The sequence below is a fragment of the Methanosarcina baikalica genome, from assembly GCF_031461075.1.
Classification (GTDB): Archaea; Halobacteriota; Methanosarcinia; order Methanosarcinales; family Methanosarcinaceae; genus Methanosarcina; species Methanosarcina baikalica.
On record NZ_JAVKPK010000021.1, the window covers coordinates 1 to 16,824 of the forward strand.

Annotated in this window: 17 protein-coding genes and 1 pseudogene; 15 read left to right on the plus strand and 3 right to left on the minus strand. The window is 41.3% G+C overall.

Annotated elements, in window-relative coordinates; all coding sequences use genetic code 11:
• Positions 1-315 precede the first annotated feature (315 nt).
• The 5 genes and pseudogenes from RG963_RS06720 to RG963_RS06740 form a co-directional block, all read left to right on the plus strand.
• A pseudogene (locus RG963_RS06720) lies at positions 316-669 on the plus strand (UPF0758 domain-containing protein); the annotation flags it as partial.
• A gap of 138 nt (positions 670-807) precedes the next feature.
• Positions 808-2,016: a tyrosine-type recombinase/integrase gene (locus tag RG963_RS06725; protein WP_310575549.1), complete on the plus strand. Its 1,209-nt coding sequence runs from the start codon at positions 808-810 to the stop codon at positions 2,014-2,016.
• A 240-nt stretch (positions 2,017-2,256) separates the two neighbouring features.
• Positions 2,257-2,421 (plus strand): hypothetical protein, encoded by a 165-nt coding sequence (locus RG963_RS06730; protein WP_310575502.1) that lies wholly within the window; start codon positions 2,257-2,259, stop codon positions 2,419-2,421.
• A gap of 106 nt (positions 2,422-2,527) precedes the next feature.
• A complete protein-coding gene (locus tag RG963_RS06735; protein ID WP_310575503.1) occupies positions 2,528-2,839 on the plus strand; it encodes a hypothetical protein in 312 nt (103 codons plus the stop codon).
• A 3-nt stretch (positions 2,840-2,842) separates the two neighbouring features.
• A complete protein-coding gene (locus RG963_RS06740; protein WP_310575504.1) occupies positions 2,843-4,444 on the plus strand; it encodes a hypothetical protein in 1,602 nt (533 codons plus the stop codon).
• A gap of 651 nt (positions 4,445-5,095) precedes the next feature.
• On the opposite strand, the gene RG963_RS06745 is transcribed toward RG963_RS06740, so the two are convergent.
• Positions 5,096-5,269 carry a hypothetical protein gene (locus RG963_RS06745; protein WP_310575505.1) on the minus strand — a complete coding sequence of 58 codons (174 nt, stop codon included), beginning with the start codon at positions 5,267-5,269 and terminating at the stop codon, positions 5,096-5,098.
• A gap of 74 nt (positions 5,270-5,343) precedes the next feature.
• Between RG963_RS06745 and RG963_RS06750 the strand changes: the two genes are divergently transcribed.
• The 10 genes from RG963_RS06750 (at position 5,344) to RG963_RS06795 (ending at position 13,652) form a co-directional block, all read left to right on the plus strand.
• Positions 5,344-6,570, plus strand: a complete 1,227-nt coding sequence (locus RG963_RS06750; protein ID WP_310575506.1) for a bifunctional DNA primase/polymerase — start codon at positions 5,344-5,346, stop codon at positions 6,568-6,570.
• Between the two features lie 122 nt (positions 6,571-6,692).
• Entirely contained in the window at positions 6,693-6,902 is a 210-nt protein-coding gene (locus RG963_RS06755; protein WP_310575507.1) for a FaeA/PapI family transcriptional regulator, read from the plus strand.
• A 71-nt stretch (positions 6,903-6,973) separates the two neighbouring features.
• Positions 6,974-7,288, plus strand: coding sequence for a hypothetical protein (locus RG963_RS06760; protein WP_310575508.1), 315 nt, complete (start codon positions 6,974-6,976; stop codon positions 7,286-7,288).
• A gap of 26 nt (positions 7,289-7,314) precedes the next feature.
• A complete protein-coding gene (locus tag RG963_RS06765) occupies positions 7,315-7,575 on the plus strand; it encodes a hypothetical protein (RefSeq protein ID WP_310575509.1) in 261 nt (86 codons plus the stop codon).
• A 56-nt stretch (positions 7,576-7,631) separates the two neighbouring features.
• The gene (locus RG963_RS06770; RefSeq protein WP_310575510.1) at positions 7,632-8,216 is read left to right on the plus strand and encodes a hypothetical protein; all 585 of its coding nucleotides are present in this window, start codon (positions 7,632-7,634) and stop codon (positions 8,214-8,216) included.
• A 14-nt stretch (positions 8,217-8,230) separates the two neighbouring features.
• Entirely contained in the window at positions 8,231-8,371 is a 141-nt protein-coding gene (locus RG963_RS06775) for a hypothetical protein (RefSeq protein WP_310575511.1), read from the plus strand.
• Positions 8,372-8,373: 2 nt separating this feature from the next.
• A complete protein-coding gene (locus tag RG963_RS06780; RefSeq protein WP_310575512.1) occupies positions 8,374-8,544 on the plus strand; it encodes a hypothetical protein in 171 nt (56 codons plus the stop codon).
• A 156-nt stretch (positions 8,545-8,700) separates the two neighbouring features.
• A complete protein-coding gene (locus RG963_RS06785) occupies positions 8,701-8,901 on the plus strand; it encodes a hypothetical protein (protein WP_310575513.1) in 201 nt (66 codons plus the stop codon).
• Between the two features lie 52 nt (positions 8,902-8,953).
• Entirely contained in the window at positions 8,954-12,955 is a 4,002-nt protein-coding gene (locus RG963_RS06790; protein ID WP_310575515.1) for a hypothetical protein, read from the plus strand.
• 34 nt (positions 12,956-12,989) lie between these two features.
• Entirely contained in the window at positions 12,990-13,652 is a 663-nt protein-coding gene (locus RG963_RS06795; RefSeq protein ID WP_310575516.1) for a hypothetical protein, read from the plus strand.
• Between the two features lie 129 nt (positions 13,653-13,781).
• On the opposite strand, the gene RG963_RS06800 is transcribed toward RG963_RS06795, so the two are convergent.
• Together RG963_RS06800 and RG963_RS06805 are read right to left on the minus strand one after the other, a co-directional pair.
• Positions 13,782-15,137 (minus strand): YncE family protein, encoded by a 1,356-nt coding sequence (locus RG963_RS06800; RefSeq protein WP_310575517.1) that lies wholly within the window; start codon positions 15,135-15,137, stop codon positions 13,782-13,784.
• A gap of 426 nt (positions 15,138-15,563) precedes the next feature.
• Positions 15,564-16,766 carry a C39 family peptidase gene (locus tag RG963_RS06805; RefSeq protein WP_310575518.1) on the minus strand — a complete coding sequence of 401 codons (1,203 nt, stop codon included), beginning with the start codon at positions 16,764-16,766 and terminating at the stop codon, positions 15,564-15,566.
• Positions 16,767-16,824: the final 58 nt, after the last annotated feature.

The window sequence follows — 16,824 nt, forward strand, 5'->3', positions numbered from 1 at the left end:
CAGAAATCATTATCAGAAATCATTATCAGAATAACTAATTTACTATTTGTGTGAAGATTCAAATATTGAAACTTTAATAGTATCTAACAAGAGTTTGATTAGTTTAAATTTTGGTTTTAAATTGGGACAATTTAAATGAGTTAGTGTATAGTCAACATCAAAATGTCGTATAAAACAGATTGCATCTATGCATAATCATTAAATCTTTGAGTGTTGACGCGATAATAGCTAAATTTGGGTAATTATACATATAAATTTCCTGCGTGAGTTTGCTATCTGTCAATCAAAGATGGGAAAGAAAGATGGGGGTCGATTATGGAAATAAATAAGGTCCGGATTCACGATATTCCCGAAGAAGAACGTCCACGAGAGAGGCTTATTAGAAATGGGCCGGAATCTCTTTCAAATGCGGAACTGCTGGGAATAATTCTCAGGACAGGGTCAAAGGAAGAGAATGTTATCAATCTGTGCAGCCGGATATTAACAGAGTATAGTATCAAGCAGCTCAGTCTTGCAAATGTTTCAAGGCTTATGCAGGTTCATGGGATTGGAAAAGCGAAGGCTGCCCAGATAGCTGCGGTTTTCGAACTTGCCCGCAGGCTTGAGACTTTTGTGGAAGAGCCAAAAAGGAAAATATGTTCCCCAAAAGATGTATATACACTGACATATTAGGTGTAAAAGTAATACATACCCCTTTTTGGAGGATTCATTATCGAGGTCCGCGAATTAAAGGAAGACACGATTATTAATCAATGGCTGGACACATTAAGTCCTAAGCCTAACACGCAGAAAAATTATCTTCTATCAATGAAACATTTCACCGAATGGACAGGAAAGACCCCAAATGAGTTATTAACTGAAGCAGAAGAAGAAATAAAATCAGGCAGACTGATGAGGCAGCGAAATATAAAAAAATATTTAACAGGGTTCAGGAAACATTTACAAGATTCAAACCTTGCACCAATAACTGTAAAAGGGTATATGACAGGCGTAAAAAGTTTTTATCAGCTTTTTGATATAGAACTCCCTAAGTTGCCACGCTTAGATAAGAAAGCTAAACCTTTGGAGAAACACAACAAAATTCCCACAAAGGAAGATCTGCAAGAGGTTTTGAAGATATGCGATCCGCTTGAGAAAGCTGTCCTGTTGGTGGGGGCTTCTTCCGGTTTAAGCTCAAATGAGATCACAAGTTTAAAAGTTAGAGACTTCACAAAGGGATATGATGAGACAACAGGGATTACAACATTAATATTGAGAAGGGAAAAAAACGGGGTGGATTTTGTTACCTTCTTATCTCCAGAAGCCGGCAAGGCTGTTTTAGATTATCTAAATTTCAGAGGAAGGACGGATAAAAAGCAGGAAACACGTAGACAAAATCAGCTGGAAAAGCAGAGAGTGTTTACTGATAAAGATTATTTATTTATTAAGAGAAATATTTCTGAGGAATATATTAAAAACAGAGATGAGGAAGAGCGCGCGCTCGATACTGCAGCACTCATTAAAATATACAGATCAGTATCGGAAAAAGCACAAAAGAACACACAGACTGGTGATTGGAATCTGATTCGATCACACAACATTAGAAAATATTTTAACAGTGCCTTACTTAATGCAGGAGCTGATTCTTTTTTCGTTGAATTCACTATGGGGCACCAACTAGACGCAACAAGAGCGGCATATTTTAGGGCATCACCTGCCAAGCTGCGAGAAATTTACAAACGGTTTATACCCTTCCTGACAATCCAAAAAGAACTCGACATCTCAGAAAGCCCCGAATATCTTGCAATAAAAAACGAAAACGCGATACTACGTGCAGAAACGGAGAGGCACGTAATAAGCAGGCAGGAATTTCAGGAGCTCCGCAACGTGATCGGGAGTTTGAGAACCTCCCCTACCCCGGCACTGGACCCAGATGCAACCCCAGAGGAAAAAGCACTATACGAGAAAATGCTTGAAAAAGAAAAAGAAAATAATATGCGCAAAACGCTCTTAAAAGAATTTTTCAGATGTGACTGACTATTTTTCAGACTGCAGGAGGTGCTTAAAATGCTTCCCTGCTTTTTCTATTTACTGCTTCTCTGCTTCCCTATTTTACGTAAGGTTTATATTGTATTAGCGCGTTGTATGAATGGGAAGCGGGGCAGGAATACCCGAGGGTATGGACAAACGATAGCTTTATATAGGTTTGAAGCCATATAAGATAATGTAAGTTACAGAAATAGCCTTAGCACTAAAAATATAGACAGGTGTGTAAAAATGAGAATTTACAATGATAAAGTGCAAGTCGTAGCGTACATTGACAAAGAACTTTTCGGTAAAATAGAAGCCGAGAGATTACAAACTGGCGAGTCAATGTCTGGTATGCTCTATTCTATATTAGAGGCTGTCTTCAGCGAGCCAATACCAACAGAAGCTCAGTAAAAAAGTTGTACCGTCCTTTAGGTCTTAGGGGCTCAAACTTTGGAGAGAGCGAACCCCGTAAAACCGAGAGTACCCAAATCTAAAAAGACTCAGGAGAGTAAAAACAATGTCTTTATCATTACATATATACGACCTTGGCGCATATAACTCTTTCGCTTATAAAACAAGCGCACCCGCTAACATTCCAAAAATTCAGACGGCTTTTCTTAAGGACAATCCGTGGGTGCGCGCGCTGTATACAAACAGAGCTAGCTTCAATACTCGTATTGTGAAGTTACAGAGTCACGCAAGGGAAATGAAGGAGTCTGTAGAGTTCAAACAAAGAAAGGAGATAGAAGGCTGCGTCGATAAGAGAGAAGCCTGTATTATAAGGAACGCACAAAAGTCATCGGGTTTGTTTCGGGTTCGGGGATGTTAAAAAATGGAAGGGTTTGGTATCGATATTGAGGGGATTCTATCAACTGTGACACCTCTCCATGATGGCTTTCAGGACATAGAGCAGGCAAGAGAGATCATACGTGAGAATCTTATAACGCCTAATCCTGCAGAGTGGATTTGCAGAGAAAGCGACGCGCATGTAATAATATATGAAAAGTTCAAGCCTCACTTTGGTTTTAAAGTCAACCAGTGTGATAACTTAATGAAGTACTTCAAAGAGATTGCACCTGTAGTTAGAAAACCCAAAGCACCTAAAGAGGTTGTATTTAACCAGTCCACAGGTAAGCTTGAGGAAGTCAGTGGAGATGAGGCAAAGAAAGTAAAAGTAGATCCGAGAGATGTAGATCAAGATGAAAAAGGTATTGCCCCTGAACTCATAGATAAGGCTGAAAAGATGGCAGACAGAATAATGAGCAGAGGTAACCCGATAAAGTACATTTTAAAGACTGTGGCAAAGAAGCACATAGGGGATGAAAAGACAGAAGAAGCTATATGCGTGTCAATTGCAGGGCAGAGTTGTCTGAATACTGCAGGTGTTCAAATATCTGTGAATGGTGAAAGTGGTAGTGGTAAGAGTGACGCTTTCATAAAACACTTGCACTTAGTACCTAACATGTGGAAGAGAAAGACCTCACTTTCTGCCAAGGCTTTGTTTTACATGAAGCTCAGAGCAGGGACTATGATATACTCAGATGATGTAGACATGGATCCTGAAATGGCGGAAGTGTTTAAACAGTCTACAACAAACTACCAAGAAACAACATACAGAGCAACGGTTAAAGAGCAAGACGTGAAAAACCTATCAATAGCGCCTAGGATCAACTGGTATTTGACAAGTGTAGAGAGTCATGTGTCTGATCAAGTAATGAACAGACGGTTAACAGTAGAAACAATTACGAGCCCAGAACAGAAAAAAAGAGTGTTCGATAAACAGCGAGCACTAGAAGCACAAGGGATAAACCCTAATGAGGTTACATTTAGGGTGCTTGTGTGCAGGCGTATATATGCAATGGTAAAAAAGCAGTTATTCAATGTGCGAATACCATTTGCAGAGAGAATAAGCTTTAATGACGTGTCAAACAGTCGAATATTCCCTCTGTTCTGTGACATGATAAAGGGCTATGCAGTGTTCAACTATAAACAAAGAAAAATAGATGAGAAAGGCAACCTTATTGCACAAGTAGAAGATTTTGAATGTGCAAAAGTCCTGTTCATGTCAAGGGCAGAAAACACGGTAACAAAACTTACCACACCTGAAAAACAAATTGTAAACTTTATCATAGGACACCAAAAAGAAATTGGGTGCTCTATAAATGAAATTGCAGCAGGGACAAAATTAGACACTACAAAAATAAACAGGACAATTAATGGCAGGACAGACAGGAAAAACGACGCCGGAGGGTTGCTCGAAAAAGTAAAAGGAATGAGAAAAGAAGAAACAACAGACACAGAATATATAAGAGACACAGAAGGCGAACATTCCGTAACAATAGGAAGCAAAGGCCGAAAAGCAACAAGGTACTTTATTGACGGAATGTCAAAGCTTGAGAATTACGCAAGCCTGAGCATTACTCTAGAAGATTAAAGGGTTTAAAACCCCTTCTCTAATTCTTTCCCATGCACTAGAGACACTATTCAGGGAAAAAGCGTTTACTGTTACTTTTTTAATTCTTTTCCACACCAGAAGGATTTCTTTGCCCATTCTTTACCCATTCATAATTTATCATAACATGATAGTGTTGACACTATTTCTGAGTAAAAAATCAATTCTTTTCCCATTTTCCCAGATTTGAGATTCTTACTTTTTTGTGTGTATACTTTTTCAACATACATGCATACATAAAAAATTCTAATAACTCTCTCTCTTGGAAAAATGGGTAAAGAATTAGTTATTTATTATTAAGTAGTGTCAGTAGTAGTGTATTATGAGAATTTATGAATGGGTAAAAAATGGGAAAAGAATGGGAAAAGAATGGAAAAAAATTAGCAGTAGACACGATTGAGAAATAAGGTAAATAAAGGCAAGAGTGCAGAGAGGTCACACTAAAAGACACAATGACAAGCTTTCCCTATTCAATGTGACCCTGCTCAGACCTATTTTCCTACCTGCCAATTATAAGCCCACCTGTGCAAAATTTACCACATGGCACAGAATTACCTCAACTATTACTGAACGTTCAACCTTGGGCTTACGGCTCAAGCAGACGGGCAAGGTGTGTATAAACTCAGCTCTCTGTTAATTGGAACGTAAAGAATACCGCCTGTCACAGGGTCCACCTTTCTCTTGCTCGTATTTCTCCCGTGCAAGTCTCTCCTGCTCTTCTCTCTCTTGCCGTGCCTTTTCCCGTGCAATTCTTTGATTTTTCCATATCCCTCTCTCGTTTTCGTCTTCGTCGGAGTCCGAAGGCAAAGGTATAAATACTATTAAAGCCTATTTACTATTACAGACCTGAAAGTTTGGTCTAATTCGTGGGAAGTGTAAAAATGGGACAAAATAGAGAATCCGAAATAATGGGAGCGTACAGACATTATACCGAATGCGGTGTTATAGTCCACCCGCTCGAAAAGGCTGTGAGCGGAGTTCATGGTACAGGTAAAAAGCCTGTGTTTGGGAACTACCAGAAGCAAAAAACGCCTTATGCTGAGAGCTTAATACAGCCCTATGCAAAGAAAGATTGTAATCTTGGTATAGTTTGTGGAAAAGCCTCTGATGTATCTGTATTTGATATCGATTGGTACAGAAGCGGAATAATAGATTATCTGTTTCGTGATCTAGACACCTCCAAATGGTGCTTTCAAACTCATGGTACTAAGAGATACGGGCATATGATTTTCAGATATGAACCTGCACTTATCCCAGGGCAACACCAAGAGTTAGGCTTTGATATATTGGCTCAGAATATTGTAGGGAGCTCTAATAACTGCGTATGTTACCCGTCAATCCATGAAGATGGCACTAAATATGAAATGAGCATAGATATCAGCGACAGACCCTCTATGCCCCTTGTATTAACTGAGAGAATAAACAGCCTGCTCAATACTTACGCTGGCCTTACAGATGTTCTTCTGAACTGCAGGGCTGTGTTTAGGGACTTATGGGAGAGCATTTTCAAGCACAAGCGAGATGCAAATTATCACAAGGTAGACTTGTTCAGAATTAATGATGATGGCAGGCAAAGAAGCCTAGGCATGTTTACAGAGTTAAAGGCAAACGGGGCAACTGAAGAAATGCTTTTGCTCTGTTGTATGTTGGTGTTCGGTGACGAATACAACGAGAGGTTAAGCAGAAAAGAGCTTTCGCACCTTGACACTTCAAAGACTATGACAAACGCAAGGATTGAGCGTGACCCTGTACTCAAAAGATTTTATACAGGGTCAAACTTTGACCCATTTACAGAACCTCTTGAAAAGCTTGAGACAAAACTAAGCCCTGAATCTCGGGATGCTTACGAGACATTGATGTGTGAGGCACCTTGTGAGACTCTTGACTTAGTGAGGAGAGCTTTCCTAATAGGTGTTTTCACAAAACAGGGTTATGTAACGAAGGAAGATTTTACTCAAGTTGAGGCAATCAGTAACCCTGAACCCAATGTGAAAACAGTTTGGAAGCATGAGGAAAAGTACACAGCTCCAGTAGTAAACATGGATAGCGCGAACGAAGTCACAGTGGACCCAGAGCTATTGGCAGCTTTCAATAAGGCATTCGAGTAAAGAACCTTATTAATATTTTTTATATCTTTTCATTTCCTTCGGACTCCGAAGGCAAAGGTATAAATAGTATTAAAGCATATATAGAATATGCAGAAAGAATTTTCTGCGCGGAGACAAAAAACATGGCGAGGTTTGTCGAGCAGTACACTGATAAAGATTTCACTGATGCCATTAATGGCGGGATGAAAACGGTAGGCTACATTCTTAAGAAGGTCGGCTGCGCAAGATCAACAGCGGTTAACTACCTGGAAAGAATGGAAAAAGAAGGTAAAATTGAGAAAGTAGAAATCGATGACGGTTTAATGAACGTTTGGAAAGTTGTAAAAGAGTAACAACATAAAGCGAGTGGGGTCGCTTGATAGGGCAGACAAAAAACATATTAGAAAAACAGGGAGTGTAAAACATGTCAGCTGAACTTATCACAAAAAACGTAATAAACGCAATTGAAACGGCAACAGTCACATTATACGCAGAAGAGACAGATGTAAGACCTAGGGCATTCGAGAGCAGTAATTTAGATTGTGTTCTTGAGGATAACGCAAGCACGATTCGGGCACTTGTTTGCAAACTGGTAGAAATAAATGATTGTATTGACATTAATGCGGCTGAAGAGCAGAAAGAGAAGATGGACCAGATAAACGGTTTGATCCGTACTCTTGGGGAATCTCGGGGCTATCTTGTGGCGTTGAAGAGTGCATTAAGTAAGAAGGGATTTTAATGACCACCCTTTCAGATGTTGAAGCGGTGAGCCGCTACAGACTAAATAAATGCGGGTTGAAGGAAGCCAAGGAAATAAAAGAAGTCTACCTCAAGAACCTAAGAGCCGCTAACGATTTCATTGCAGAGCTGTCTGACGACATGGGCAGATTGAACCCTGACCCGCACGAGGCCAAAAAACAGAAGTCAGACTTAAAGTACGCCTGTGAGGTGCGCGGGATAGTGCTTGCAAAATTGAGGGCAGTCAACGCTGTAATAGACCAAATCGAAGTATCTTGTGTATGTTAAATCATACGAAAAATCATATACTTAAAATTTTTACAGTGGGAAGGGGCGAAAAACAAATGACAGAAATACAGACAGAGGCAGAATGGGTTGGGAAGCCTGAAGTTACCGATCAGGTGCAGATTCTGAAGGAGTACCAAAAGTTACTCCTCGGTACAAACTTTGAAGACCTAGATTTAAACGAATATCAACAGCAGGCACTACAGGCTTATATGAAAGCAGCAGCAGACGGAAGTTACGGTGCCCAAATAGCCCAGAAACTACCAGGCTGGTCCCTAAGTTGGGTATGCACTATGCATAAGGCAAAAAGGCTCATGGGGTGCCTACTGAAAGACCTAAAACAAAAACGGAGCCCGCAGATTCGCGCTAGGGCACAGAAAAGGGTTTTTGAGTTAACGTCAATCCCGCCAGTTAAGACATATTCACTGTCTGAAGCAGTGCAGTTGAAATGTACGGGGTTGAACATTAATCGCCTGAAGGAAAGAGGAGTAACTGAAACCCAAGTGCGGAAAATGAGGGGTGTTACACAGGGAATTGAGGCAGGAGAGTCATTTGGCAGTATTGCAGCACGTGTCCATGTGCCTGAGATTGAAGTAAGACGGATAGCAAAAATTTTAAAAGAAGCAGAACAGATAAAAGTTTGAATGGGAGTGGGTGTATGGTTGAAATGGGGAATGAGAGCTTATTTGAAGGGGTTGTATTCGTGGTGATAGTTGCGGCAATATGTGCAGCTCAAGGAGTAAGAACCTGCATTGGGCGGGCCGGTCACAGTGTAAGTGTTAAAGTTCTGGGGGCTTAAGTATGAAATATATAGGTACAACTGAGGACGGTATAGATGTGTTCGAAGAACCAGACGGCACACAGAGGTTTTTTAAACCTACAAACTGGACGGTTCTTTTCTGGGCGTTGTTTACCTGTGCCTGTTTTGGGGCACTTCTACTTCTGCATAAATATGCGTACATTATCTGGTAAATTAGCCTAAATTTCATCCTATTTTTTCTCTTTTAACTGTCTCTTCCGCTACTGTTTCTTCTCAGGCAAAGCCTTATATACTCACACAGCCTTTTAATATATAACAGAAAATATATTTTTATAAGAATATTAATATATTTTCTGTTATATAGCTATATGGGAAGTGTAGTAAATATGCCGGTAAGAAAAACAACTTCAAAAGCCTCCACGGGGGGCAGGTATGTATTGAAAATAACCACCGTAACCAGGACCACTCCTGCTGATAGGGCGACAATCTCAAAACTCAGAGCTTCTGTGACAGATGAACTTAAGCGCAGAAAGGCTAAAAACGTAAAAGTTGAGACAGTTAAAGTGTAACTCGGGATTTCTGAAGATCCCATAAAAATAATTTTTAGGAGTGGTTTGAAAAATGGTTACAGCGTCGCAGCTACAAGCAGCTTCAGCCAATAATTATAAGTATGCTCTTTCAAACGATCAGTACAAGGCTCTTGCTAACGAGAACAACACACAGCAACAGCAGGGGCAGCCACTAACAACAGAAGAGCAGTATAGACAGAGAAAAGGTCTTTCGACAGAAAAAGCCTCCTCAGCCCAACCCGTACAGGCAGTGGCAGCAGCACAGCCAGCAGCCCAAAACAACACGGCTAATGCAGCACAAGTAACACAATCAGCAGCACCCATTAATAAAACCTCTGGACTGCCACAAGGAGAAACATTTCAATACACACTTTCACACGCACAGCAGAATAAGTTCGTACGTGAAAATCAGAGCAAAGTCGCCGCTGGACAGCCTGCTTTAACAGAACTCCAGTTCCGTAAAAACATAGGCATGGACACGTCAACTGTGGGGGGTACTTATACTGCTCCAAAAGTGACAAATAACTCATATACTGCTGCTACACCTGCAACATCAACAAAAGATGTTGGGAGCACGAATAAGGCTGCTACAGGGTCCGGAGATCAAAAGATTGCTGCCCAAAAAGCAGCGAGCTCTGGTAACAGTAATGCCTCTGCAGTCTCGGGTACAGCACAGCAAGCTCAGGCTCAAGTCGTGAGTGCCACTGAAACTGCCAAACGTAATGCAGCAGTAAAAGCTGAGAATGACCGGATAGCTGCACAAGCCAAAATTGACGCTCAAAATGCTGCAAATGCCAAAAGGTCTGCTGCACAAGAAGCAGCCACCAAGGAAAAGGCGGCCATCGCTGCGAGAGCTGAAGCAAGCAAGACGGCTAATGCAAGTGTTAAAGCAGCAGCCACAAAGCGGGCAAATGAGCTACAGAAGCAGGCTGACGACGCAAAGAAAGCAGCTAAGGCAGCCGAGGACGACGCAGACGCTAAGGCAAAGCTGGCGAATGTTTACGGGGAAGCTTCATATTACTCTGAAATCGCAGCAAGGACAGGTAACGCTGCTGCAGCGCGGAAAGCAGCAATCGCAGTAAAGGGGATTAAATCCGTAAAAGCAGAGGCACAGAAAACAAGCGCTAAAGCAAAAGCAGCGGGGGTTACTTCCCACGAAGGCCAAATTTTGCTTAAAGATGGAACATGGATTTCACAGCATGAGAGAAAAGGTAATGACGCAAAGGATTCTGTGAAAATATACTCCTCACAGGCAGAATATAACAAAGTTCAGGCTGAAAGAAAGGCAAAGGCAAAAAAAGACGCGGCCGCAGCACAAGGCGCAAGTTCTGCCTATAAAGTTGTAGTAGCTAAAGATGGTAAAATAATCGATGCAATCCAGGCAAACGGGCTTTTCGGGACAGGTGCAGGTTCCGTTAGAATCGTCACAGTTGACAGGTCCGGAAAGGTTGTAGCAGCCAGCAAGTCAGCAGAGGAATATCAGAGCACACTTAAAGCCGCTATTAAAAATGCAGCAATCCCTGTTACAAGCTCGACAAGTGCCGAGGATGTAAAAACTATCAAAGAGGCAAGGAGTTATGTACTCAACAGAATGTCTGGATCTGCAAAAACAGAGCAGAAGGAGAAATATAACACTGTTGATGGTGTGTTTACCTCTCAGCTGGAAAAGTCTCTAGCTAAGAAAATAGGCGCAGCGGGGGCATATCTCCAAAGCAAAGCAAAAAAAGGTTCTGAAGGTGCGAGAGACGGCGCTTTCCTAGTAAAACTTTCTCAGGGGGATCTATCTGAAAATGTTAAAACAACCCTGAGCACATCACAAAAAGCCCTGGACGCAGGCTTTGCAAGGCAGATTACTCCAATGTTTACCGAGATAGAGAGAGTAAACAGCATTGTAAACAGTGCTCTGGCAAACACTAGTATCACAATCAATGATTCGGGCAGATGGGCAATTACAAAGAAAGGTAAAGAATCGATCAAAGGGGTCACATTTAACGCAAAAGCTTCAAAAGAGGCCGCAATCAAGGAAAATGCAGTCCTGGGCGGGATTGACGCTTATGTCGGGGAGAGCTACGCAAACATAAAAGCTAAACCTGTGACTGCTGCTGCTGGCCTTGGTTTAATGGTCGCAGGTGGTGTTGTTGCAGGTACAGTTATAAAAGGTGTTGGATTAGGTGCTAACCTTGCATTACGCACCGGTGCAACGCGCATAGGTGCAGAAAGTGCAGTAAGGGCAGCAGCTTCAAAAGGACTCTACACTGCAGCAAATTACACAGAAAAAGTTGTGAATTTCGGTATGCTTGGATCTCTGGCAGTTGATGTCAATAATCTCAGGAAAGAAGGAGACTACAAAGAACTCTCCAGAACAATAGTAAATCTTGCAATTGGAGGTATCGGGTTCAAGAAAGGTGACGCGCTTGCACTCAAAGGCATAGACAGAATAAGGGCACGTGGCGGTGTTGAAATTCCGGTAGAAAGTATTGTGTCCTCAGACGTCCTCACAGGAAAAACAGCCTTCCCAATGACAAAACACGGCACTCCTGTCAGGGAGACAATAGAGTCTTTCAAGGACGCTGAAGGGGAATCAATTGGTTACCACGCATCGCCCACACCAATTTATCCAAAAGTAAGAGCGTCAGTGGCTCGTCAGAGCGATCAGGCGGGCTTGTACGTCGCACCTCTTGAGTCCGGGGCGTCAATGTATTTCGCAAGAATATCAAAGGACACTAAGCCTTTGGGAACTCTTGAAGCTCTCTCTGTGGACATCTCCACCCTTGCAGGAGCAGCAGGAAAAGTTACAAAAGCAGATCTTCAGGCTAGTGCAAAAGTGATTGCAAGCAGGGCTTTAGGCAAACAAGGTGTCCATCCAACCTCAGTAATTGAGCTTAAGGACGCTGTGAAGTCAACACCTAAGAATGTTGTCGATGCTGTGCTCGGTACACCTGGCAGTCTCCCAACTGTCCAGAAGATCCGATTGCCAGGCGAAGTAAAAAGGATGCCCAAAGAGATTCGTTTGGACCTTGAAGCAACTCAGAAGGCAATGGAGACAGCAGATAAGGGTGACGCTTTCATAACTTTCAAGTTTGAGAGAAATATTAAAAAAGGGAGAGCAGAGACTGAAGCGACTATCACTCCAAGCACTGTACTGAAGAGAATCAACACAGAAAAACGGTATTTCAAGTATAACGGTAGAGTTGTGACCCTTACCGAATATCGTGCTCTTGCTGAAAAAGGTAAGATTCCAGCAGGACAGATGGGCGAAAGGGAGTTAACAGCATCTCAGAAAAAGAAACTTGCAGAGAGGTTTAAAAAAGTCAGTGAGGACAGTAAGCAAAAGGTGTACTCTTCAGAGAGTAAACAGCCAAGGCAGGGCGTAAGAGTAGTGCCTTTAGAAAAACTGCTTACTTCAAAATCAATGGCTTCAATACGTAAGGTGTATCAACTGTCAAAAGAAAGCAAAATACGCCCAGCGCAAACCGCAAGTTCAAAAAATGCGCCTGTAAAACACTCTGCCTACGTTAGTAAGAAGGCTGCAGGCTCTGATAGTAAGGTTTCAACAAGTACAAAGTCAAAGGCTTCAGCGTCAAAGACTTCAAGAGCAGTAAACAGCAAGACTTCAACTTCAAGGGCTGCAACCTCTCGGACATCAACAAGCAGGACAACACAAAGTGGAACTACACCAAGCAGGACTTCCTCCAGTAAAAAAGCCCCAAGCAGGACAGCACCCAGTAGATCCTCACCGAGCAGGACCACAACTGAGACTTCAAGTAAAGGGTACTCCGAAAGTAGAACATACTCTACTTCAGGAAGTGGAAGCGGTACAGGCAGAGGCAGCACAACGGTTATACCACCAACAACCCGTGAGACTGTAATATTTAGAAAGAAGAGACAGACAGATGAGAAGAAGGTACTAAAATCACAGAAAGACATGGTACAGTTAACTAGACAGCTCAAAAACACACTAGGTAGCCTGAATTCAGTATTCGATCTGCCAAGTAAGAAGGCAGCAACAAGAAAAACGACAAAGAGAAGCACAAAAAGAGTTTCGAGGGCTTAAAAACCCTCTTTTAACAATTTGGGAGTTGAAAAACATGGGGATCTTCAGTATATTTAAACAAAAGAAGAGTGAAAAGAGCAGTGAGAGAAGCAGCAGAAGCCTTGTAAAATCTTCCAAGAAGCCTACTAAATCAGGGTTTATTGAACACCATGCGAAAAAGTTTATTGTGATGACCAAGAAGACTACTAGTAATGTGAAAGCAAATGTGAGTTTCGCTGCAAATCACCAGCAAAAGCGGTTACCTCTGGAAGATCAGGGTTATGTACGAAAAGGAGCGTATGAGCCAGGGTCGAAAAGTCTTGAATATGCTATAGCAAGGCTCAAAAGGGACGGGTACTCTGTTGTAGTAGCCACAGGGAAAAACGGATATGGTGAAACACAGTCTTTCCTGCTTGCAAGACCAGGCGGGCGCGCTAGTGCAACCACAAAGACAGTGACCCCCAGAAAGGTAAAAGCAAAGGCACCTGCAAAGAAGGTTAAGAAGGTCACAATTCCTGCCACAATAGAAGTTTCAGGCAAAAGGTACAGGAAAGAAGCGACTTACAGAGGGTACAAGGAATCAGCGTCAGGCTACGCGCGTGCACGTGCGAAAGATGGGTATTCAGCCAGGGTCAAAAAGTTTGTTATTAACGGTGATGCCGTTTACGCCGTGTACACTGCTAAGAAAAAGCAGCCCAAATACGAATTTGTTGCTTAAATCGTGGGTGTGAATCTACGACAACCTTTATTTTTATTTTTTTAACCCTGTAAGGCTTATACTTTCTTTTTAAGCAAAAAGACAGAGCAAACTCTAAAACTCAAGCGTGAGCCTGAAAGTAAGCATGCATTACTTTTTCCTGAGCTTCCATCCTCCATACCATCCTCCATAAAGACTGGTCACGCCGCCTAATAATCCGAAGCCTGGAGTAGAGTTATTTTCGCTCGATTCATTTCCACTTGAGCTATCACTATTATCAGATTCGGAATCACTATTGTTTGAATTATTGAGTACGACAACGTTTTTTACTTTAGATGATGATAAGTTAGTTTCTTTAATTCCTATATCTTCAGTTACATTGGAAATTGCCCTTGTGCTTTGATCAGTCATGTTAGAACCTATAAAAGGTCCAATGGCAACTCCAGTAGGATAATTTAGAGTATATTTCCCTGTATTCACAGTCGCTGTAACCTTATTTGTGGCTGTGTCAATAACAGAGACATTGTCGCTTTCGGCGTTTGTCACATATACTTTTGTTCCATCAGGAATGACTGCAACTCCTAAAGGAGTAATTCCTACAGGCACCGTAGCTATAACAGTGTTTGTTGCTGCGTTAATCACAGAAACATTGTTGCCTTGCCAATTTGCCACATATACTTTTGTTCCATCTGAACTGACTGTAATATCACCAGGACCATTTCCTACAGGCACAGTAGCTGTAACAGTGTTAGTTGCTGTGTCAATTACAGAAACATCGTTGCTGCCTGTATTGGTCACATACACTTTTGTTCCATCTGGACTAACTGCAACATCAGAAGGATGATCTCTTACAGGAACAGTGTCTGTAACTTTGTTTGTAACCGCATCAATTACAGAGGTAGTGTTGTTACGACTGTTCGTAGCATAGATTTTTTTTCCATCCGGCGTGACTGCAACGTTATAAGTACTCAGCCCCACATTAACCGGGTCCATTACAGTGTTTGTAGATGTATCAATTACAGAGATATTGTTGCTGTCATTACCCACCACACTGTAACGATTCGTCACATAAACCCTTGATCCTGTCGGGTTGACTGCAACTCCCCAAGGATAAACTCCCACATCTACTGCGGCATCAACCGTATTTGTCGCTGTGTCAATTACAAAGACATTGGTGCCTGTGCCTGATAAGTCCGCCACATACACCTTTGTTCCTGCAGGGTTGACTGCAGCTCCTCCAGGCCAGCCTTCTACAGGCACCACAGCTTTAAGATTGTTGGTTGCTGTGTCAATTACAAAGACCGTTCCAGTGTCGACTCCCAGACTCGTCACATATGCAAATGGAGTTGCACCTGCTACGCCTACCAGTATTAAAATCGCAAGTCCTGTTATTCCCAAAGCTCTTATGAGGGTATTTTCTCTGCGTGCTTTATTAGACATTGCCACACATGGGAGTGGAATCGAAAAAGTGGCAATTGGTATTGTTGATATAGTTTTACTTTTCATTTTTATCCCCAAGCAGTGTTTGTCTTTCATGCTAGTGCCATTATCAAAAAATTTGGACTAGGATATTTTTCTAAATTCTTCATTAATTTTAGTCAATTTCAGGATAAAAACATTCTTTATTGTCTAACTAGTGCATCGATTCCATATATCCTCAATAAATCACGGATAAACACAGATGATTTCAATTCGTGTTTATCCGTGTCCATCTGTAGTTTTTTTATGAGAAACTCATTGATCAGTGTTGATTTCAAAGTCTAGTTTTATTTCCATAATTTGGAATCGATACACTAAGTAGTTTGTATCATGATTTTAATAAACATATGAAAAATAAAGAGAATTTCGATAAACTCCACTTTTTGGCTGGTCATATATAAAGTGTATATGTAACCTTTGAAACCAGAAGTTTATCGAACTCTCTGGGAAATTTTAGCTTACATATATGCGTTTAGTTTCTTGACTGGAGGCTAATTCAATTTTTGCTGTACCATTCGACCCAACAGGCATTGGATCATTAATATATATATAGAAATACCCATTTTGAATTAGATATCCTTTACAAACTCGATAATGCCCAGGAATAATACTGTAAAAAGGTCTATGATTGTCAATCTCTGTAACAACTTCCGAATTAGTCAAACTAGTATCTAGAGATCCCGTTTTTCCCCATTTATCTCCAGCCCATTGTATCACTTCATCAGTTCTGAGCCCAGAAGGTTGGTCTCCAGAATCGAAGAAATAGTTATAGATAGACGTTTGTGATGGGGTTGGTCTTCCATAGTACAGAGAAATCATTTGGATAGATGCTTCGCCGCAATAAATACCGTTTTCTTGTCCACGAAGGGGAACACCAAGTTTTACACTTGTTGAAGCCGCCGTCGTTGCATCGCCACTGAGTTTTTTAATATTTTCTTCAGTGACTGCCACATTAATATCAACTCCCTTATTAGCAGCTGCTTGTTCTACAGTTTTTGTGAGTCGATCACTTTTCTGCCATTCCTTTAAATTCTCTTCCACTCCACTCTTCAATTTCATTTCATACATTGACCGAACTCCGAGCTCGGTTTCAGTTGCAGGTTTGTCTTGTACTTCTTCAAGAGTGTATGCATCTACAAATATCCGATGTTCAGCTCCTGTTGTTTTATCCTTTACTACAGTCATTGCCCCTATTCTTGGATAACTGTACACAACCATATTGGTTGATTTGATTTTTCCAGTTGGGTAATTTTTTTTTGCGATATCTATTGACTTTTCCATAGTTTTGGTCTTGTTAAACAGGTATGGGTCAAATGTAATGTCGTTGAGTGAATGTCCCAGTGTTTTATTGGCATAAATGTCGATTGTACCTATTAATTTTTTTGCTTTATATACTGAAAATTGATAAAATAGTTTCTGACCATTTATGTCATAAAGCTCAACTGGTTTAGGATCAATAGATGCCCCTGTCCAGCTTTCAAAGTTTGGTGCGTCGGCTGCTATAAAAGATATCATGTTCGCGTTAGCATGCTTAAAGGCTTCTTCAGCAGTTACACTATAGTCATTTTCTTTCTGTGCACTAACAGCTGGTATTAATGCCATACTAACTAGTACTGCCAAAAGAAGTATTCCTACTCCAAATTTGTTCTTGATCATTTGTCTTACTCCTGTTTATCTCCCAGGAGGCAGGATCAGGTAAGCTAAGCCTTAAATA